The sequence below is a fragment of the Nocardia sp. CNS-044 genome (genome assembly GCF_059570515.1).
This window is the reverse complement of the sequence record NZ_JCANSX010000006.1, coordinates 773,480-790,357: the sequence shown is the minus strand read 5'-3', so window position 1 is coordinate 790,357 and position 16,878 is coordinate 773,480. Positions and strand designations below refer to the sequence as shown.

20 protein-coding genes and 1 tRNA gene are annotated in these 16,878 nt (G+C 65.7%); 14 read left to right on the top strand and 7 right to left on the bottom strand.

The genetic code is table 11. The features are described from left to right. The first annotated feature begins 14 nt into the window (after positions 1-14). The 10 genes from T333_RS12370 to T333_RS12325 all read left to right on the top strand — a co-directional run bounded on the left by T333_RS12370 (position 15) and on the right by T333_RS12325 (position 8,182). Complete coding sequence (locus T333_RS12370) at positions 15-1,493, top strand: amino acid permease (protein ID WP_355001999.1); 1,479 nt, start codon at positions 15-17, stop codon at positions 1,491-1,493. Positions 1,494-1,620: 127 nt separating this feature from the next. Next, a tRNA-Leu gene (locus T333_RS12365) sits at positions 1,621-1,694 on the top strand. 227 nt (positions 1,695-1,921) lie between these two features. Further along, positions 1,922-2,317 (top strand): hypothetical protein, encoded by a 396-nt coding sequence (locus tag T333_RS12360; RefSeq protein WP_357251029.1) that lies wholly within the window; start codon positions 1,922-1,924, stop codon positions 2,315-2,317. 207 nt (positions 2,318-2,524) lie between these two features. Then, positions 2,525-2,824, top strand: coding sequence for a WXG100 family type VII secretion target (locus T333_RS12355; protein WP_357250361.1), 300 nt, complete (start codon positions 2,525-2,527; stop codon positions 2,822-2,824). After that, entirely contained in the window at positions 2,824-3,123 is a 300-nt protein-coding gene (locus T333_RS12350; RefSeq protein WP_357250364.1) for a WXG100 family type VII secretion target, read from the top strand. The genes T333_RS12355 and T333_RS12350 overlap by 1 nt, the downstream gene beginning before the upstream one ends. A gap of 5 nt (positions 3,124-3,128) precedes the next feature. Beyond that, positions 3,129-4,583 (top strand): deaminase domain-containing protein, encoded by a 1,455-nt coding sequence (locus tag T333_RS12345; protein ID WP_357250367.1) that lies wholly within the window; start codon positions 3,129-3,131, stop codon positions 4,581-4,583. Next, positions 4,576-5,040, top strand: a complete 465-nt coding sequence (locus tag T333_RS12340; RefSeq protein ID WP_357250370.1) for an SMI1/KNR4 family protein — start codon at positions 4,576-4,578, stop codon at positions 5,038-5,040. The genes T333_RS12345 and T333_RS12340 overlap by 8 nt, the downstream gene beginning before the upstream one ends. 45 nt (positions 5,041-5,085) lie before the next feature. Next, positions 5,086-5,559 (top strand): SitI3 family protein, encoded by a 474-nt coding sequence (locus T333_RS12335; protein ID WP_357250374.1) that lies wholly within the window; start codon positions 5,086-5,088, stop codon positions 5,557-5,559. 461 nt (positions 5,560-6,020) lie between these two features. Further along, positions 6,021-7,292, top strand: a complete 1,272-nt coding sequence (locus tag T333_RS12330) for a serine hydrolase domain-containing protein (protein WP_496424503.1) — start codon at positions 6,021-6,023, stop codon at positions 7,290-7,292. Between the two features lie 176 nt (positions 7,293-7,468). Then, positions 7,469-8,182 (top strand): DsbA family oxidoreductase, encoded by a 714-nt coding sequence (locus tag T333_RS12325; RefSeq protein WP_496424502.1) that lies wholly within the window; start codon positions 7,469-7,471, stop codon positions 8,180-8,182. 22 nt (positions 8,183-8,204) lie between these two features. Here the strand turns inward: T333_RS12325 and T333_RS12320 are convergent, their stop codons facing one another. From T333_RS12320 to T333_RS12310, 3 genes are read right to left on the bottom strand one after another with little or no spacing between them, the layout of a single operon-like run. Then, the gene (locus tag T333_RS12320) at positions 8,205-9,428 is read right to left on the bottom strand and encodes an MFS transporter (RefSeq protein ID WP_496424501.1); all 1,224 of its coding nucleotides are present in this window, start codon (positions 9,426-9,428) and stop codon (positions 8,205-8,207) included. Continuing rightward, entirely contained in the window at positions 9,428-10,069 is a 642-nt protein-coding gene (locus tag T333_RS12315) for a GntR family transcriptional regulator (RefSeq protein WP_496424500.1), read from the bottom strand. The genes T333_RS12320 and T333_RS12315 overlap by 1 nt, the downstream gene beginning before the upstream one ends. Positions 10,070-10,118: 49 nt before the next feature. Further along, on the bottom strand, positions 10,119-10,349 hold the full coding sequence (locus T333_RS12310) for a DUF6480 family protein (RefSeq protein WP_355001991.1): 231 nt from the start codon (positions 10,347-10,349) through the stop codon (positions 10,119-10,121). Between the two features lie 335 nt (positions 10,350-10,684). Between T333_RS12310 and T333_RS12305 the strand changes: the two genes are divergently transcribed. Together T333_RS12305 and T333_RS12300 are read left to right on the top strand one after the other, a co-directional pair. Next, positions 10,685-11,161 carry a hypothetical protein gene (locus tag T333_RS12305; RefSeq protein ID WP_357250389.1) on the top strand — a complete coding sequence of 159 codons (477 nt, stop codon included), beginning with the start codon at positions 10,685-10,687 and terminating at the stop codon, positions 11,159-11,161. A gap of 106 nt (positions 11,162-11,267) precedes the next feature. Continuing rightward, a complete protein-coding gene (locus T333_RS12300) occupies positions 11,268-11,585 on the top strand; it encodes a hypothetical protein (RefSeq protein WP_496424499.1) in 318 nt (105 codons plus the stop codon). Between the two features lie 9 nt (positions 11,586-11,594). Here T333_RS12300 and T333_RS12295 read toward each other — a convergent pair whose 3' ends face one another. The 4 genes from T333_RS12295 to T333_RS12280 form a co-directional block, all read right to left on the bottom strand. Next, complete coding sequence (locus T333_RS12295; protein WP_496424498.1) at positions 11,595-12,128, bottom strand: Rv2240c family protein; 534 nt, start codon at positions 12,126-12,128, stop codon at positions 11,595-11,597. A gap of 187 nt (positions 12,129-12,315) precedes the next feature. After that, entirely contained in the window at positions 12,316-12,933 is a 618-nt protein-coding gene (locus tag T333_RS12290; RefSeq protein ID WP_355001987.1) for a DUF305 domain-containing protein, read from the bottom strand. Positions 12,934-13,022: 89 nt separating this feature from the next. Beyond that, complete coding sequence (locus T333_RS12285) at positions 13,023-13,601, bottom strand: DUF6153 family protein (RefSeq protein ID WP_496424497.1); 579 nt, start codon at positions 13,599-13,601, stop codon at positions 13,023-13,025. A 91-nt stretch (positions 13,602-13,692) separates the two neighbouring features. Further along, the gene (locus T333_RS12280; protein ID WP_496424496.1) at positions 13,693-14,271 is read right to left on the bottom strand and encodes an AMIN-like domain-containing (lipo)protein; all 579 of its coding nucleotides are present in this window, start codon (positions 14,269-14,271) and stop codon (positions 13,693-13,695) included. Positions 14,272-14,736: 465 nt separating this feature from the next. Between T333_RS12280 and T333_RS12275 the strand changes: the two genes are divergently transcribed. Together T333_RS12275 and T333_RS12270 are read left to right on the top strand one after the other, a co-directional pair. Then, positions 14,737-15,888 carry a class I SAM-dependent methyltransferase gene (locus T333_RS12275; RefSeq protein WP_496424495.1) on the top strand — a complete coding sequence of 384 codons (1,152 nt, stop codon included), beginning with the start codon at positions 14,737-14,739 and terminating at the stop codon, positions 15,886-15,888. Between the two features lie 127 nt (positions 15,889-16,015). After that, complete coding sequence (locus T333_RS12270; protein WP_355001983.1) at positions 16,016-16,876, top strand: Bax inhibitor-1/YccA family protein; 861 nt, start codon at positions 16,016-16,018, stop codon at positions 16,874-16,876. Positions 16,877-16,878: the final 2 nt, after the last annotated feature.

Here is a 16,878-nt window from a genome sequence, read left to right as displayed (position 1 = left end):
TTTAAGGAGAACACGTGGCGATTTCGAGCTCGTCTCGGCGAGATGGCCTATTCCGAACCAAATCCGTCGAGCAATCGATTCGCGATACCGACGAGCCAGACTCGAAACTACGCAAAGATCTGACCGCCTGGGACCTCACCATCTTCGGTGTCGCCGTCGTCGTCGGCGCGGGCATCTTCACCCTCACCGCTCGCACCGCGGGAAACGTTGCGGGACCGTCGGTTTCGCTGGCCTTCGTGTTCGCCGCCATCGCGTGCGGCCTCACCGCGCTGTGCTACGCCGAGTTCGCCTCCACCGTGCCGGTGGCGGGCAGCGCCTACACCTACTCCTACGCCACTTTCGGTGAGCTCGCCGCGTGGATCATCGGCTGGGACCTGATCCTCGAGTTCGCGCTCGCGGCCGCGGTGGTGGCCAAGGGCTGGTCGCAGTACCTCGGGCAGGTGATGGGTACCGGGCCCGCGGTCGTGGACCTCGGGCCGGTCACCTTCGACTGGGGCGCGGTCAGCCTGATCACGGTGCTCGGCGTGCTGCTCGCCGTCGGCACCAAGCTGTCGTCCAGGGTGTCGGCGATCGCGGTCGCCATCAAGCTCGGCGTCATCGCCGTGGTGCTCGTCGTCGGCGTGACCTACTTCGACAAGTCGAACCTCTCGCCCTACATCCCGCCGTCCGAGTCGGGCGCGGGCGGCGAGGGCATCCGCCAGTCGCTGTTCTCCTTCCTGACCGGCGCCGGGAACAGCAACTTCGGCTGGTACGGCCTGCTCGCGGCGGCCAGCCTGGTGTTCTTCGCGTTCATCGGGTTCGACGTGGTCGCCACCACCGCGGAAGAGACCAAGGACCCGCAGCGCAACGTGCCGCGCGGCATCCTCGGCTCGCTGCTGATCGTCACGGTGCTCTACGTCGCCGTCTCGCTGGTGCTCACCGGCATGGTTCCCTACACCGAACTGTCCGGCGATGACGCGACGCTGGCGACGGCCTTCGCGCTGCACGGAGCGGACTGGGCGAAGAACATCATCTCCATCGGCGCGCTCGCCGGCCTGACCACCGTCGTCATGGTGATGTACCTGGGGCAGACCCGCGTGCTGTTCGCCATGGCGCGCGACGGGCTGCTGCCCAAGCCGCTCGCGCACACCGGGTCCAAGGGCACGCCCGTCCGGCTGACCGTCATCGTCGGCGTGGCCTGCGCGGTGCTCGCCGGTTTCGTGGACTTCGGCACCCTGGAGGAAATGGTCAACATCGGCACGCTGTTCGCCTTCGTGCTGGTCTCGCTCGGCGTGCTCGTCCTGCGTCGCACCCGCCCCGACCTGCCGCGCGGCTTCCGCGTCCCGCTGGTGCCGCTCGTCCCGATCCTCGGTGTGCTGTCCTGCCTGTGGCTCATGCTCAACCTCTCGGTCGAGACCTGGCTGCGCTTCATCGTCTGGATGCTCCTCGGCTTCGTGGTCTACTTCGCCTACAGCCGCAGGAACTCCGTACTCGGCAAGAGTCTCGCCGAATAACCCGATCGCCGTGCCCCGCCCATTCGGCGGGGCACGGCGTATCCTGAACCCCCGCCGATCCCACAACCCGAGACCCGCCGCGCCACCAATTCCGGTACAGCCGTACGAGTCGGTAGGCTGACCACACGCCCCTATAGCCCAATTGGCAGAGGCAGTGGACTTAAAATCCATTCAGTGTCGGTTCGAGTCCGACTGGGGGCACGAGACAACTCCCGCATTGACACAGCTCGGGGCACGTATGACGAATACCGCCGGATACACTATGAGCCCGCCGCGCGAGGCGGGCGTCCTGGACGCAGGGGTGGGCCGGATCAGGTTGCAACAAAGGAACATCTCACGAAGAACGAGGGTGTTCAGGAGGTCGAGAACGTAAATCTGGGCGGCAAGTTCCCAGACGGGGTTAGTACTCCAGCCGGACTTCGTGATCGATGATGTTGCTGGTCAGCGGGTTGGATGTGGAGCGGCCACTGCGTGATCATGTCGTGTTTGTGTGTGACACAACTGAATTGTCGGTGGCCGTGGCTGTCATCGTAGACCCTGAGCGGTGGCAGCGGGAGTTCGAGGAGTTGACCGGGCGTATCGGTGCCCGATTCGCGCGGGTGGAAACCCGCCGGACCGGCGCGAGGATGCTGGCGGGGATGATGTCGGAGTTGCCGAACAAGAACTGCTGGACGCTGGCCGAACACGCCGGCGACACAAGCCCGGACGCGATGCAGCGTCTGCTGGCGGCAGCGGTGGTCGATTACGACGGTTTGCGAGATGACCTGCGCGACTACGTGATCGAGCATCTCGGCGACGTCGGGGCGGATCCTGGTGGTCGATGAGAGCGGTGGTGTGAAGAAGGGCACCAAGCCAGGCGATGGTGCGTTCGATGACCCACCGGTGACGCCCGAGGTGCTGGCTGGGCTCGAGTCCTTTGGTTGAAACCTCGTCTGTTGCAGCCCCACGCTGCCGCGACTAGGCTGGCCCGTTGGCCTGAGATTGGGGGACGCGTGGCGGGTGAAAATAATACGCCTGGAACAGTTTTCACGATGGTACCGGGCGAGGTGACCGATGCCGGTGTCTATATCCAGCAGGTCGCGGAGTCCCTGATCAACGGGCTCGGCACGCTCGACCGCGAGGTATCGACTGTCCTCGACAATTGGAGCGGTGCGGCCGCAGAGGCGTTCGGGGACGGCTGGACTGAAACCAAGAAGGGTGCCGCAGACGTACTGAACGCCCTTGCGACGATGGGCGAACTTCTGGGCATCGCAAGCAAAGCTGTTGTCGGTCAGGATATCTCGAACTCCGATGCTTTGAGCTCGCTCGACCTACCGCAGTTGAACATGTGATGGACGACTCCCGCGACTTCACCTTCGACATCGATGAGTTGGACCAGCTCATCAGCCGCGCCAATGGATTCATCGGCTTCCTCACCGAAAGCCTCGACGGCATCAACAACCGAATCGCATCCATCCAGCAAAACTGGCAGGGGGCCGCTGCCGACGCTCAAGAGCAAGCCTACCGAGAATGGGCTGCCGGGGCTGCCACGGTAATCGAAGGACTCACCCAGATGTACAACGCCGCCGTCACCGCCCGCGACGCCTACAGCGCGGCAGGGAAGGCCAACTTGAGAATGAGCGGTGGCTGACGCCTATGGCCGCAGTCTCGCCACAGTCCTATGAAAGCGCGGCCACGGCATGCTACGACTTGTCGGAGAAGTTTCAAACCGTTTACGAAACGCCGCAAACCGTACTCTTAGAAACAAATTCGATGGCCGGCGGCTATGAAGCAGTCAAGTCGTGGTCGAAGCCCTACGACGACCGTGCCGCCGCATTGACAATGGTCGCGACCAACTTCGCGCGAGCCCTGCAACACTACGGGGACATACTGACTGCGTCCAGTTACAACTGGAAGGCCGCAGAATACACAGCCAACCGCAATTCCAACAAAGGCGACCCACCGTCATTGCCCACCGGCATCCCGTCCGAGCTACCCTACGGCACGGGCACGGTCGTCGGAATTGCGTCGTCAGGAGCCTATACCAACGGACTTCAGACAGATTGGATCGAACTGCAGGACAAGGTCACCACGCTTGTGGCCGGTGGCCAAGTCCCCGACGGAGATACCGACAAACTCGCACGCGCCGCAACCATGTGGAAGACCTTCGCCAATTCAGACCCTCTCGAATACGGCGTGGCACGACTACTAACCGTTGCCTCCGGGCTGGAACAAGGCTTCGGACCTAAAGTCCCGGACGACATCCCGAACCACACAGCCAACCTCCGCAAGCTCGCAGACAAACTCCGCGAAATCCGCACCGCCGCGCACGACATCGCCAATTCAGTCGAGGCCCACAACACGGCGTTGGCGAAAATGCGCGCGGACATCAATACCCAGTTCGCAGCGGTAGTTGCCGTCACCGCCATATCGATCGGGCGTTCGATGGTGAATGTCAAAGAGCAACCAGCGAAGGAAAAGGCGCCGAGCAAGCAGCAGTCGCCCAACGACAACAAAGTCGAGATAGATATCGACTTCCTCAACGACGCGGCTTGGGCCATAGCCGGGCCCGCCAATACATTCCTCACCACCCTTAGCGCCCTCACTTTCACCACACCCACGCTGACAAACGGCGACCTCCTGGCCATCGTCGAGCTGCCGATAGTTGTCACCACGGTGGACTCGCCAAGACCTGGCCAGCCAGGAACGGACCCAGCATTCAACGGCAAGCAGGAAGCTCAGGAGGTACGTGACCGGCTTGCTGCGAGCGGTCAAACCATAGCGGCTACCCGAAATGTCGCAGTGATCCGCGGTCAGGTCGACGGACAGAGTGTTTCGCTGGACGCGGTGAGCGGAAAGAATTCCCCCGCCGGGACAGTAGGCGTTCCTGACAAAACGATGTTCACACCCGTGTCCGAGGATGGTGATGTTGTACGACCAACTGATTCCGAGTACAAGCTTCTGGAGACTCTCGCTCAGCAACTCAGTCCCGATTCGAAGGGTACCATCGAACTGTATACTGAACGGAAACCATGTAATGCCTGCTTAAGTGTAATAAAACAGTTCGAAGAACAATTTCCCGGAGTGAAGGTAAACGTAACCAGTGAGTAATGACAGGAACTTCGAAGGCATGAAGCACCTGCGTCAAGAATTGTTGGCTTCTGGAGTCGCGTCAGAAGATGAGATCGTGGGATGTTCGGTCAGCGAAATAGAAGATGTATCTTCCAGGGCCGGTTCATTTCGCCTACCGGACCAGTATCTTGCATTCTTACAGGTAATGGGCAGGAGGGCCGGAGAGCTGTTCGAAGGCACCGACATTTTCTATCCCAGATCGCTGGAAGCCCGAGAAGCTGCGATCGATGTCGCCAGTGGGGACGGCGAGTCGCTGTCCCTTGAGAATCGTTTCTTCTTTGGCCATCACCAAGGTTACAAGGTATATTTCTTCGAACCTGAATCCCCGGCAGTATTTACGTATCAAGAAGGTAACCCGGAGGTCAGGATGCTTGCAAAGTCATTGCTGGCGTTTCTCCAACACGCACTGGAGGTGCGGATGTCAGCAGACAAGTGAGAGTCACTTGCCGGTGGGCCGTCACAATTGATGAGACCGCCGTAAATGGCACTTGACTACATGGTGGCAGTCGCAACAGATCGAAGCGTGTCAGAAATCGCCACATTGGTGAACTCGATCCCCCTCTCGGGCGAAATTTCTGATCGGACAACTGCGGATAGCCTCATCGATGGTATTTCGGTTCAACGTGGGTTGTATATTCGCGTAAGCACCACCCGATCTCCAGCCTGGGGAGACCCCATAGAGGAGCGATTCGGATTCAAGCCGACAGTATCGATCTTTTTCAGATTGAATAAGACCGAAAGCCTAGATGCTCAAGTCACCGATATGTTGTTCATCGCGACCAAACTGCTTGCCGCGACATCCGATGACATGATCGTATACTTCTTGGAATCCGGCGATGTTTGGGCGATTCGCCGTGCGGGCAGCCTCGAAATAAATTCAGCGCCCTATATGTGGACACCTGAGCGCACCGATATGCTACACCAATCGTACACCCGTATGTCGTACGCTCTATGAAGCCGAGCGCCAGTGCTGCTTCGTCGGATAGTTGATCACGAGCCGCGGCCCGGTCGTCGCGCCGGTCTGCCACCCTTCCAGCCCTGATCAGGGCCACAAGGACTCTAAAACCGAGCGGTCTCATTCACTGGGGATGGGCCACTCCGACTACCGCGCCTGGGTGTCGGTAACGCGACTCGAGTTTGGATCATGAGTGATCGGGCGGTTGCGGGCATGCAACGGACGATGTGCTTCTGGCTGGAGCCGGCCTGGGGGCACCAGGGTCACCGTGTTCGCCCGGTGCAAATGGGCCGAGGGGTGCCCATGGAAGTTTCGCCCAGGGAATTCGGGGCGCTGAGCAGGGGTGTTTTCGCGTAACGGGGTTCGGTGGACGCCGATGTCACAACCGGATCTCGGGGAGCGAAAGGCGGGCCATGCGGATTTCCCTGAAAAGTGTTGTGGCACTGGCTATCACATTCGGAATGGGAGTGGTAGCCGGTGGTTTCGGTGGCACTGCCGCGGCGGAGCCCGGCGGGTTGAAGTACTGCGCGGTGAGTCAGGGGCGGCAGTTTCAGACGGCGACGCCCGAGGAGGTCGGACTGGACTCGGCGGCGTTGGGCCGGGCGATCGCGGCGGCCGATTCGCCGAATCGGCTGAATTTCAAGGTATTTCGGAACAATTGTCTGATCGCCTCGGGGCCGCGGAACGGGCGGACCGGTGCGGTGCCGTGGAATCTGTGGAGTGCGACCAAGAGCGTGGTTTCGCTGGTCGCGGGCGTCGCCGTGGACGAAGGGCTGCTACGGCTCGACGACCCCATCGACAACTATCTGCCGCCCGGCCTCGGCGATGCGGAACATCGGGCGATCCTCGTTCGGAATCTGCTCACCGAGTCCTCGGGCATCGATGTCGCGGTGGTGTCCGAGGGGGTGACCGGGCTGGTGGAGCTCGATCCCAACGTGGTTGCCCAGGCCTTGGCGATGCCGATCGAGCATCCGCAAGGCACGAAGTGGCAGTACAGCCAGCGGGCCGTCGATCTCATCGCCTACGTGGTGCAGCAGGCGGTCGGCGAGGATTTCCAAGCCTACGCGCAGCGTAAACTCTTCGACCCGTTGGGCATTCGATCCAGCGACTATTACTGGGCGCGCGACCGGAGCGGAAACACCTACGGCTACGCGCATCTGGTGATGGCGCCCGACGATTTCGCGAAACTCGGTCTGCTGGTCGCCGATCGGGGAAATTGGGGTAGCACTCGGGTCGTCTCGGCGGATTACCTGGCGAAGGCTTCGATGCCTTCGCCGTCGCACGAGTGCTACGGCTTCTTGATCGTGGTCAACGGCCCCGGATGCGCGCCGGAATTCCCCGCTTTACCGACCGACGCGGTGAAGATGAGCGGCATGATGCGCCAGGACAACTACATCGTCCCGAGCCTGAACTTGCTGGTCAGCTGGACCGGGTTGACCATCCCCGGCGAGGTCGGCTTCGCGTACGACGTGCTGCGCGCCGTCGCAGGTGCGTTTCGGGAACCGCCGCTGCCCGACCCCGGACCGTACGTCCCGCTGCCCGACGTCAGCATCACCGACCCGATGATGACCAACCCGGACGCCACCCTCGCCGCACTCGGACTGGGTCCCTACGCCTACCCGGGCTGCGACCCGGTCACCTGCCTGGGGAAGCCGTTGCCGCCGCCGTTCGCCGACTGGCCCGCGGGGTGCTTCATCGTCGGCTGCGTTACGCCCACGCCCGGTCGGCGGTAGATATCGGCCGACAACGCGATCCCGAGCCGTCGCACCTCCCGAGTGGGTGAGATGCCGAGCAGGCACGGTCTCCGGGGTTGGCCTTGCCGTGACCACCGGCACTCGGCGGCGGGGGAACACCCCCGATTGTCGCGGCGTTGCTCCCAACCGGGGCGGCGACGAAAGCGAGGACGACCGTGCGGGTCGAGATCTGGACCGATATCAACTGCCCGTTCTGCTACCTGGGCAAGGCGCGGTTCGAGCGGGCGCTGGGGGAGTTTCCGCAGCGCGACGAGGTCGAGGTGGTGCACCGCTCGTTCGAGTTGGATCCGACGTTGCCCGCGGGCGAGACCGGTCCCGTCGTCGCGAAGATCGCGCGTAAGTACGGCATCAGCGAGGCGCAGGCCGCCGCCAACGAACGCGGCATCGGCGCACAAGCCGCGGAGCTGGGCCTGCCGTATCTGACCGAGGGCCGCGACTACGGCAACTCCTTCGACATGCACCGTCTCCTGCACTTCGCGCTGGCCAAGGGCCGCCAGGACGAGCTGCTCGACGCCCTCTATCGCGCCAACTTCGCCGAAGCGGCGTCCCTGTTCGGCGATCCCGAGCGACTGGTCCGGATCGCCGTCGCGACGGGCTTCGACGAAGCCGAGGTTCGTGGCGTGCTCGCCGATCCCACCGCCTACGCCGACGCCGTCCGCGCCGACGAACGCGAGGCGGCTCGGCTCGGCGCCACCGGTGTGCCGTTCTTCGTGTTCGACAACAAGTACGGAGTGTCGGGCGCGCAACCGTCGGCGGTTTTCGCGCAGGCGCTGGAGCGCGCATGGGCCGATCGCGATCCGGCGTTGCAGATTGTGGGTGACGCGGAGGCGTGCGGTCCCGAGGGATGCGCGGTGCCTGCTCGGGAGTGAATCTTCCGAAGCGGCCTGGTGATCAGCTGCCGCGGTAGTTGCGCAACACGAGCGCCAAGCACCCCGCCGCCGCAACCGCGAGCCCGGCGTACATCGACGGATAACTCCACTCCACGTTCTGATGCAGGAACGAAAGTGCCGCGGGCACACCGAATCCCACGTAACTGACCGAGTAGAAGACCGCCGTGAGCCCCGCGAGGTCATCCGGCCGGGCAATGCGCTCGATCTCCTGCAACCCGGCGACGAGTCCGATCCCATATCCCGCACCGAGAACGGCGGCGGTGCAGATGGTCGCGCCGAGCGTGAGAACACCGGAAGCCCATGTCGCGGCGAGCATTCCGCAGGTGACCAACGAAAGCCCGACCGCTGCGGCGCGCGCGGTGCCGGGGCGGTCGATGCGCCGAGCCACCGACTGGATCGCGAATCCGCAACCCAGCGTGATGACGGTGATCAACGCCGAGAACGCGATGGGCGCGCCACTCACGTGCGGCAGCATCAAGGTCGGCATCACCGCGTAAGCCGTTGCCGCGGAGGTGAACAACCACAATGCCGCGGGCACGGCGATGCACAGGAACCGGCGGTGGCCCGCGGCGGGGATCTTCAGATCGTCGATGAGCCGCTTCGAATCATCCTGAGACAGAACCGTTTCCGGCGCACGCGACATCCAAGCGGCGGCGAGAACGCACAGCGCCGCATTGATCAGATAGGTGAGCGAGCCGGGGAGCGGCCCCCACTGCGCGAGCACCCCGGCCACACCCGCCCCGACGGCGAACCCGCCGGTCAAGCTCATCGCCGATCGTCGCGCACCGGTTCCCGCGGGCAGCACCGGCCCATGCGGCGGCTGGGAAAGCTCCTTGAGCCAGCTGCTGCCCACCGCCATCGCCAGGCCCAGCGCGACACCGCACAGCACCCGTCCCGCCGCGAGCGCGGGCACCGAATCGGAGCCGACGGCCAGCAGCAAGGAGCCGCCGGCCGCGATCAGCGGCGCGGGCAGCATGAGGCGTCGGCGGCCGTAGCGGTCGGAAAGCGGGCCGCCGATCAGCAGCGCGGGGACGATGCCGAGGACGTAGTAGAAGAGCAGCAGGTCCACCGTCGTCAGCGGAAGGCCGTGGCTCTTGTACATGACCAGCAGCGGAGTGAACTCGTTCCCGCCCCAGGCGATGGCGAACACGGCGGCGGCGACGCCCCACCACCGTCTGGTCGAGGTGGGAGATTCGGTGGGACGTAGACCGGTCAGGGTCGCCATCACAGACCCTGTAGTTCCAGCTGGTGCACACCGGCGAGGTGTTCGACCAGCGTCGTGGCGAAACCGTCGACGTCACCGCCGATCAGCAGCTCCGTGAGGCGGACGTGCTGGTCGATGATCCGGTCGATGTCGAGCGGACCGCGGCGCAGGGCGACGCTGTTCATCCGGCGCTGCCGCTCCCGGAGCGAGTCGTAGAAGCCGGTCAGCAGCGGATTGCCCGCCGCGACGACGTAGCTGCGGTGGAAGTCGGTGTCCTCGACGGCGAAAGAGTCCAGGTCGCGACCCGCGGCGAGGACGCGTTGCCGATCCAGCGAAGCGCGCAACGACGCCTCCACGGCGCCGGGGCCGGTCGCCACCAGCGTGCGAACGGCCGCGGTCTCGACGACGTACCTGGCGTGCGCGACATGCTCGGCTTCGTCGGGCGGTATCGGCACCACCAGCGCGCCGCGCTTGGGGTAGAGCCGCATCCACCCCTCGGTCTCCAGCCGGAGAAACGCCTCGCGGACAGGCGTGCGCGAGGTGCCGAGCGCGGCGGCGATCTCGCCCTCGCTGATCAGCTCGCCACCGGGCAGCGCACCCGACAGGATGCGCTCTTTCACCTCGCGATAGGCGTGCTCGGCCGATGAGTACGTCTTAGACACAAGTTGTATCTTAGGTACGCACGCGGCGCACCTGACCGGCCGCCCTTGGTCAGATCAGCGACACGATTATCGCGATGGCGACCACGGCGAAAACGACCACCAAGGCGATCGTGACCGCCATCGCGGCCACACCCGTTCCGGGGAACCGGTGCCTGGTGCGCGGCTCCGGTGCGGAGAGGCCTGAGGTCTGTGCCGTTTCCGGCGGGGTCGAGCCGGGTGCGACGCCGCCGCCGGGTTCCAGATCGGGGGTGCGCGCGGGATCGGGGTCCATTGCCGACATGGGAATCACTTCCCGTCGTTGCCGGGGGTTTCCGGCGACTCGGGTCGCCGTCCGGACATCTTTCGATAGAGGACCACCGCGCCGACGAGCACGGCGATCCCGATGATCACCAGTAGCTCCATGTCCGCCGGTTACCCGCGATCGCATCCGCCAATCACGTCGCAGGGCGTTGTGGGATCTCCAGGGCGCCGCGCGCCGCACTGGTGATTTCCCCAGCGATCGCCGAACGCGTTGCCGGGGCCCGACCCGCGCAGCGAATATCGAAAGGGATCGCGATGTGGCGGGACGATGTCGCCGCGATCGATTCCACAAGCCTGCCGATCCGTGGAAGGTGGATGGCGACGATGACATTGCGGCAGACCTTCGTGACCTATCGGGAGATGTACCGATTCCCCGTCGCGATCATGGGCACCCAGGTGGTCCTGCGGGTGGGCGTTGCGGGGGTCGTGACGATGCCCGAGCCGCTAGGCGCGCGCCTACAGACCTTGTTGCAGCCCGCGCAGCACGCCGGGCCCGTGTTCGTCGACCCGGACACCGGACGGTGGGTCTTCCTCACCGCGGGCATCCCCACCGGCGAGCAGGCGCACCGGCCCGTGCTCGCCGAGGCCGACGTGCGGATCGTGGAGTGGGGTGAACAGGTCGCGCTGCCGCTGCTCAGCGAAGCCAGCCGGCCCACCTCGGACGAGCGCCGCTGGCTGTGGCCGCCAGGCTACGAGCTGCCGCAGCCGGGTCCGTTTCTCAACGAATTGATCGGCGCTGTATCGAGATTCGGTCACCACGGTGACCTGCGTGGTCGCGCGCTAGCTGGCTGAGCGACCACCCTGCGCCGAAGTGGTTGTCATGCGGACAGTTTCGGCGCGAGAAGGCTGGGCATCCAGCCAGCGACACTATCGATCCGCTGAACGAGGTGGTCGCATCATGGCATCCGACGGAGCGTGGGAGATTCCCCCGCTCGACGACGCACCGGATATCGCTCGCACGGCCGAACCGCGACCCGGGGAGACGGTGGCCGACGCCAGGAACGGGGTCGGTCTCGTGCTGGTCGGGGTTGGGTTGTTCACCGTGGTCGTCACCATTGCCATCGCGGCCCTCGGCGCGGAGGGATGGGCGTTGTTCGCGGCCGTCGTCGCGGGCGCCGCGTTGCTGGCGGGTACGGGGTTGCTCTTGTTCGAGCGACGGAATCGGCTTGCGCAACAAGAACGTTCGAGCTACGAGCAGCAGCCTGCGGCGTGGTGAGGGGGCGGATCAGTGGGCTCGGCAGACCTCGCGTGCGGCGTTCTTGGTCCCGTTGAACTGGTCGATGGCGTCGTTGAGCGTGTCGACGTCGACGCGGCGTTCGAGTAGATCGGCGAGGTTGTTGGTGTCGTCGCGGTAGGAGCGCAGGCTGCTCGCGACGTCCGGGGGCACGTCCCTGGTCAACTTCTGGTCTACGTTGCGCGCGTTGGTACGCAAGGTGTTCACGGCGTCGTTGGCCTTGGCCTCCGCGTCGGGCGCGTTGTTGTTGCTGGCGTCGATGTAGGCGTTGAACGAGTCCACCGAGCTCTCGTTCGCGGCGGCGAAGGCGTCGCAGGCCGCCCCTGCCGCGCGTTCGGCGGCGGCGGCCCGCGACGAGGACGCGGCGGCCGAGGAGGCGGCGACTTCGGAGGTGTAGGCGGCCAACTCGGTCTGGTTGACCTGTGGATTGCCGGTGACCTGCGTGGAGCAGGCGCCGATGAAGATGATGCCGCTCGCGGTCGCCGCCGCCGCGGCGGCCAGGCCCGCGCGTTCCAGTCGTCGCATGTCCGTTCGCCTTCCCCTCGGTGCGTCCAGCCGCGGACGAGACCGGACCTTACGACGTTACTGTGCGCGACCGGGCCGAACAGCTGGCCGTGCTGATATCGATGGCCAACCGATATCGCAGGGGCCGAACCGGTCCGACCGGTCCGCATCGCACCCGGGTCGGCGGCGATGCGGACCGGTCGCACGGTCAGTTCTGGTCGAGCATGGCGCGCATGGTGGCGATCTCCGCTTCCTGCGCGGCGATCACCGTGCGGGCCAGCGCCTGCGCGTCGGGATTGACGCCGTCGGCCAGTTCGGTCTTCGCCATATCGATCGCGCCGGTGTGGTGTTCGATCATCATTTCCAGCCACATCTCGTCGAACGCGGGGCCGGAAGCGGCCTGCAGCGCGGTCATCTGCTCGGCCGACATCATCCCCGGCATGCCGTGACCCTCATGCCCGCCGCCCGCGGTCGGCGCTGGCTTGCCGAAGCTCTGCAATAGGGCACTGATCTGCTCCATCTCGGGCGCCTGCGCCTTCTCGACCTCCGCGGCCAAGGCGCGCAGCTGCGGGTTCTCGGTGTGGCCGGGCACCAGCTTCGCCATCTCGACCGCCTGCGCGTGGTGCGGGTACATCATCTGCAGGAACGTCACATCGGCGTTGTCGAAATCGGTCCGTGCGGCGGAGGTGGCCGCCGCGGTGGTGCTCGACGATGCGCCGTGGTCGGTGCCGGACGTCGAATCGGAATCGTCGCCGCATCCGGCGGCGAACAGCAGGGCGGCCGACGCGACGGCGGCGATCGTGATGCGGGTACGGGTGATGAACATGGTCGAACTCCTTGGGAATTGCGAAAAGCACGGTTTACGAGGGCAGGACGGAACCACGGCCGTGGTTGATCACGGACGCGGTGGACCTGTCAGATCCGCAGAATCGACAATTCGGCCAGGGACAACACGGTCCAGGGCGGTGGGCGTTCACGTCTGGGCCGCCGGTGCCGCGGCTTCGGGCCACCCACGAGGTGATCGCCCGCGATCCGGTACAGCAGAACGAGCAGGACCGCCAGGGCGAGCGCGGTCAGGATGAAGACGCAGGCGTGCAGACCGGCGTGGCCGTCGCCGCACTCGGCGCACCCGGGTTGGGCGGCGGCGCCCGCCGAAGATTCGCTCCGGGCAACCGCGTGGGCCTGGTCGGCGGACCCGGAACGGTGGTCGCTGTCAGAGATCCGCGCGGCCGGGGGCGAGGCAATGGGGGCGGTCGAGGTGGCGGCACCGTGGTGCGCCGAGCCGGAGGCAGCATGGCGGGCCGGTGTGGAGGCGACGGCGGCGGCAGACGCGACCGCAGGCGATCCGGCTGCCGCACTGGTCGAGTGGTGCATGGCAGCGGCGGGGGTGGTGAAGATGCCGACGTGCATGGCCGCGATTCCTGCGATGAGGGCGACCACACCCAGCAGCCGGGTGAACCCGGATGCCTGCTTGGCGGCGTGCGGCGCGGTCACATCGAACAGGGTAGCGGGCGACCGGAGAGGTTACCTGTACCCCCTGTGCGTATGGGTGAGTCGCCGCTGCTCGTATCCGCTTTCCGGCGATTCAGGACGTGGCGATGTCGATCACAAGGCGGGTCGGGTCGGACAGCGTGGTGACCGCGAAGGCAGGGCGATCGGCGTTGACCCCGATGAAGGATTGGGTCGTGCCCTCGAAGACAGTGGTGCGGTAGACGCCCGCGATGCCCGGGGCGCTCGGGTCGGTGGCGGGATCGGGGCCGGAGTAGGGGGTGACGCCGCTGTCGAAGGGGTAGGCCGATCCGGTGATCTGGACTTCGAGCACGGACTGTCCGGCCACCTCGAGGACATTGCCGCTGCCGTCCTGCACCGCCTGATCGGTGTACTGCACGATCCAGCCGGGGGTTCCGGTGCCGCCGAGGTCGTAGACGACGCGGTCGAAGCCGGAATGGTGGCCGATGCGCAGATCGGTGACGGTGAGCGCGGCATTGCCGGACGGGGTGCCGCGCTTGGGACCCGCGTCGCCCGGCGGCTGCACGGGCGCCTCGACGAGCGAGCCGGTCGTCGTCGGCGGCGGAGTCGAGGTGGCCGAGACCGATTCGCCGTCGTCACAGCCCGCGATCAGGGCCGCCGTGACGGCGACCGCCAACACCATCCTGTTGCGCATGGGGCTGATGCTACGCAGCGGCTTCGCCGGATCGGGGGACAATGACGGACCTGGCGTGTGCCCTCCGCGTGTCGCGCGGATTGCTTGTTCGGACGGTGACGACGAAGCCGCCCGGTCCCTACCGCAGCGGCCGGGTGGCCGGTCCCGGCCGGGACAATTGTCGGGAACGTTCAGGATGGTTGCGCGCGGACAGCGGCACGTCGCAGCCGCACGGCCCCGGGTGATCGGTTGCTGGGCAGTAGTTTTGGAGCGCGAACCTGGCTCGGCACCGGAGCTCCGGATACTTGCCGCCGGTAAAGGTCTCTTTCCCGTCGCGTGTCCGCAGCCCGCGTCGCACCCCGACCCTGCGCGAGTTTCCTTGCGACACAGGGTCTCGTACCGAGCAACGAGCCGCGGTGCGACACCGGAATCTCTATTTGCCGGGCCGCGCGCGACTATGCGGCAACGATCTAGCACACTTGACGTGTGGACGATCTCGAGGACGTGTTTGGCCGACTGCGGCGGTATCCGGATGTGGAGGCGCTGAACCTCTATGCCGTCGATGCCGCCGACCGGTTGATCCTCGACGCGGCCGCGGACGCGATCGAGACAGCCGGTAGCGGAAAGATAGCCGTTATCGGTGACAACTACGGCGCGCTGACGCTCGGCGCGATCGCCAGGCACGACCTGCGCGAGGTCCGGGTGCACCAAGATCTGCTCACCGGCGAGCTGGCGCTGGCCAACAACGCCCGCACGCTCGGCCTGGCCGACCGCTATACCGCGCACGCGCTCACCGAGGAACTGCTGAGCGGCGTCGAAGTGGTGCTGCTCCGGCTGCCCAGGGTGCTCGCGGGTCTCGCGGAGGTGGCCGACGCGATCGCGCGGTACGCCGCCCCCGGTGTGAGCGTGATCGCGGGCGGGCGCGACAAGTATCTGACCAAGTCGATGAACGACGTACTCGCCGAGTCGTTTTCGACCGTCCTGGCCAGCCGGGGCAGGCAGAAGTCGCGCACGCTTCTCGTCGAGGGTCCGAAACCCGTTGGCGACTTGCGGTTTCCGGTGCGCGAATGCCTCGACGAGGTCGGCATCGAAGTCGTCGCCCACGGCGCGGCGTTCTCGGGTCCGCGTCTGGACATCGGAACCAGGTTCCTGTTGCAGCACTTGAAGTGGATGAAGCCGGACGCCCGCGACGCCATCGACCTCGGCTGCGGCACCGGCATCCTCGCGGTGGCGCTCGCCAAGGCGCGCCCGGCGCTGCGGGTGGTCGGCACGGATCAGTCGGCTGCCGCGGTGGCCTCGGCGCGGGCTACGGCATCGGCCAACGAGGTCGCCGACCGGGTGACGGTGGTGCGCGACGACGCGATGTCCTCGGCCGCCGACAACAGCGCCGATCTCGTGCTGTGCAACCCGCCGTTCCACGTCGGCGCGGCGGTGCACACCGGCTCGGCCATCAAGATGTTCGCCGAAACCGGTCGCGTGCTGCGCCCCGGCGGCGAACTGTGGACGGTGTACAACACCCATCTCAACTATCGCGGTGTGGTCGAGCGGATGGTCGGGCGCACCGAGGTGATCGGCCGAAACCGGAAGTTCACGGTGACACGGTCGGTGCGTGGCTTGCACGACGTCCGGCAACGGTAGAGTCCGAATTGTCCGCCTCGGCGAACGGCTCGGGAACTCGACGCGAGTGCCGAACGTTGGACCAGGCAGTTGGATATCGAGCGACGGCTCGGCAGACAGCGGCAACGACTCCAGAAAGGCACTCACGGTGCGCACCACAAGCAATCCGGTCTTCAAGAATCTGCCCAAGCAAGAGGGCGGCGGCTACGCCAACTTCGGTTCGGGTGTAGCGGGTGCCGGGCAGTTCGGGCAGCAGTTCGGTAACCAGTACCCCAACCAGTACCAGCAGCAGCCCTATCAGCAGGCCCCGCCCACCCACCGGGCCATGACGATCGACGACGTGGTGACCAAGACCGGCATCACGCTGGGCGTGCTCGCCCTGTCGGCGATCATCGCCTACGGCCTCACCACGGCCAACACCAGCCTCGCGCCGCTGTTCGTCATCGTCGGCGGTCTGGTCGGCCTGGTGCTCGTGCTGATCGCCAGCTTCGCCAACAAGATGGACAACCCGGCGATCGTGCTGGGTTACGCGGTCGCCGAGGGCTTGTTCCTGGGTGCGCTGTCGTTCATGTTCACCGACATCACCTTCGGTGGTGCGGGCGGTAGCACGCTGATCGTGCAGGCCGTGCTGGGCACCTTCGGTGTGTTCGCGGGCATGCTCGTCGTCTACAAGACGGGCGCGATTCGGGTGACGCCACGATTCACCCGCATGATCGTCGGCGCTCTCATCGGCGTCGTCGTGCTCATGCTCGGCAACCTGATCGCGAGCTTCTTCATCGACGGCGGCCTCGGCCTGCGCGACGGTGGCCCGCTCGCCATCGTGTTCAGCCTGGTCTGCATCGCGATCGCCGCGTTCAGCTTCCTGCTCGACTTCGACGCCGCCGATCAGCTGATCCGCGCGCAGGCGCCGGAGAAGGCGGCCTGGGGCGTGGCGCTCGGCCTGACCGTCACCCTGGTCTGGCTCTACGTCGAGATCTTGCGACTGCTGAGCTACTTCCAGAACGACTGACG

Bases quoted from the DNA above. Each gene is read 5' to 3' on its own strand.
- T333_RS12295 (WP_496424498.1), bottom strand. From the start codon at position 12,128: ATGCGACGACTGGAACGCGCGGGCCTGGCCGCCGCGGCGGCGGCGACC.
- T333_RS12345 (WP_357250367.1), top strand. From the start codon at position 3,129: ATGGCCGCAGTCTCGCCACAGTCCTATGAAAGCGCGGCCACGGCATGC.
- T333_RS12350 (WP_357250364.1), top strand. From the start codon at position 2,824: ATGGACGACTCCCGCGACTTCACCTTCGACATCGATGAGTTGGACCAG.
- T333_RS12360 (WP_357251029.1), top strand. From the start codon at position 1,922: ATGATGTTGCTGGTCAGCGGGTTGGATGTGGAGCGGCCACTGCGTGAT.
- T333_RS12300 (WP_496424499.1), top strand. From the start codon at position 11,268: ATGGCATCCGACGGAGCGTGGGAGATTCCCCCGCTCGACGACGCACCG.
- T333_RS12290 (WP_355001987.1), bottom strand. From the start codon at position 12,933: ATGTTCATCACCCGTACCCGCATCACGATCGCCGCCGTCGCGTCGGCC.
- T333_RS12335 (WP_357250374.1), top strand. From the start codon at position 5,086: ATGGCACTTGACTACATGGTGGCAGTCGCAACAGATCGAAGCGTGTCA.
- T333_RS12320 (WP_496424501.1), bottom strand. From the start codon at position 9,428: ATGGCGACCCTGACCGGTCTACGTCCCACCGAATCTCCCACCTCGACC.
- T333_RS12280 (WP_496424496.1), bottom strand. From the start codon at position 14,271: ATGCGCAACAGGATGGTGTTGGCGGTCGCCGTCACGGCGGCCCTGATC.
- T333_RS12330 (WP_496424503.1), top strand. From the start codon at position 6,021: ATGGGAGTGGTAGCCGGTGGTTTCGGTGGCACTGCCGCGGCGGAGCCC.
- T333_RS12305 (WP_357250389.1), top strand. From the start codon at position 10,685: ATGGCGACGATGACATTGCGGCAGACCTTCGTGACCTATCGGGAGATG.
- T333_RS12355 (WP_357250361.1), top strand. From the start codon at position 2,525: ATGGTACCGGGCGAGGTGACCGATGCCGGTGTCTATATCCAGCAGGTC.
- T333_RS12310 (WP_355001991.1), bottom strand. From the start codon at position 10,349: ATGTCGGCAATGGACCCCGATCCCGCGCGCACCCCCGATCTGGAACCC.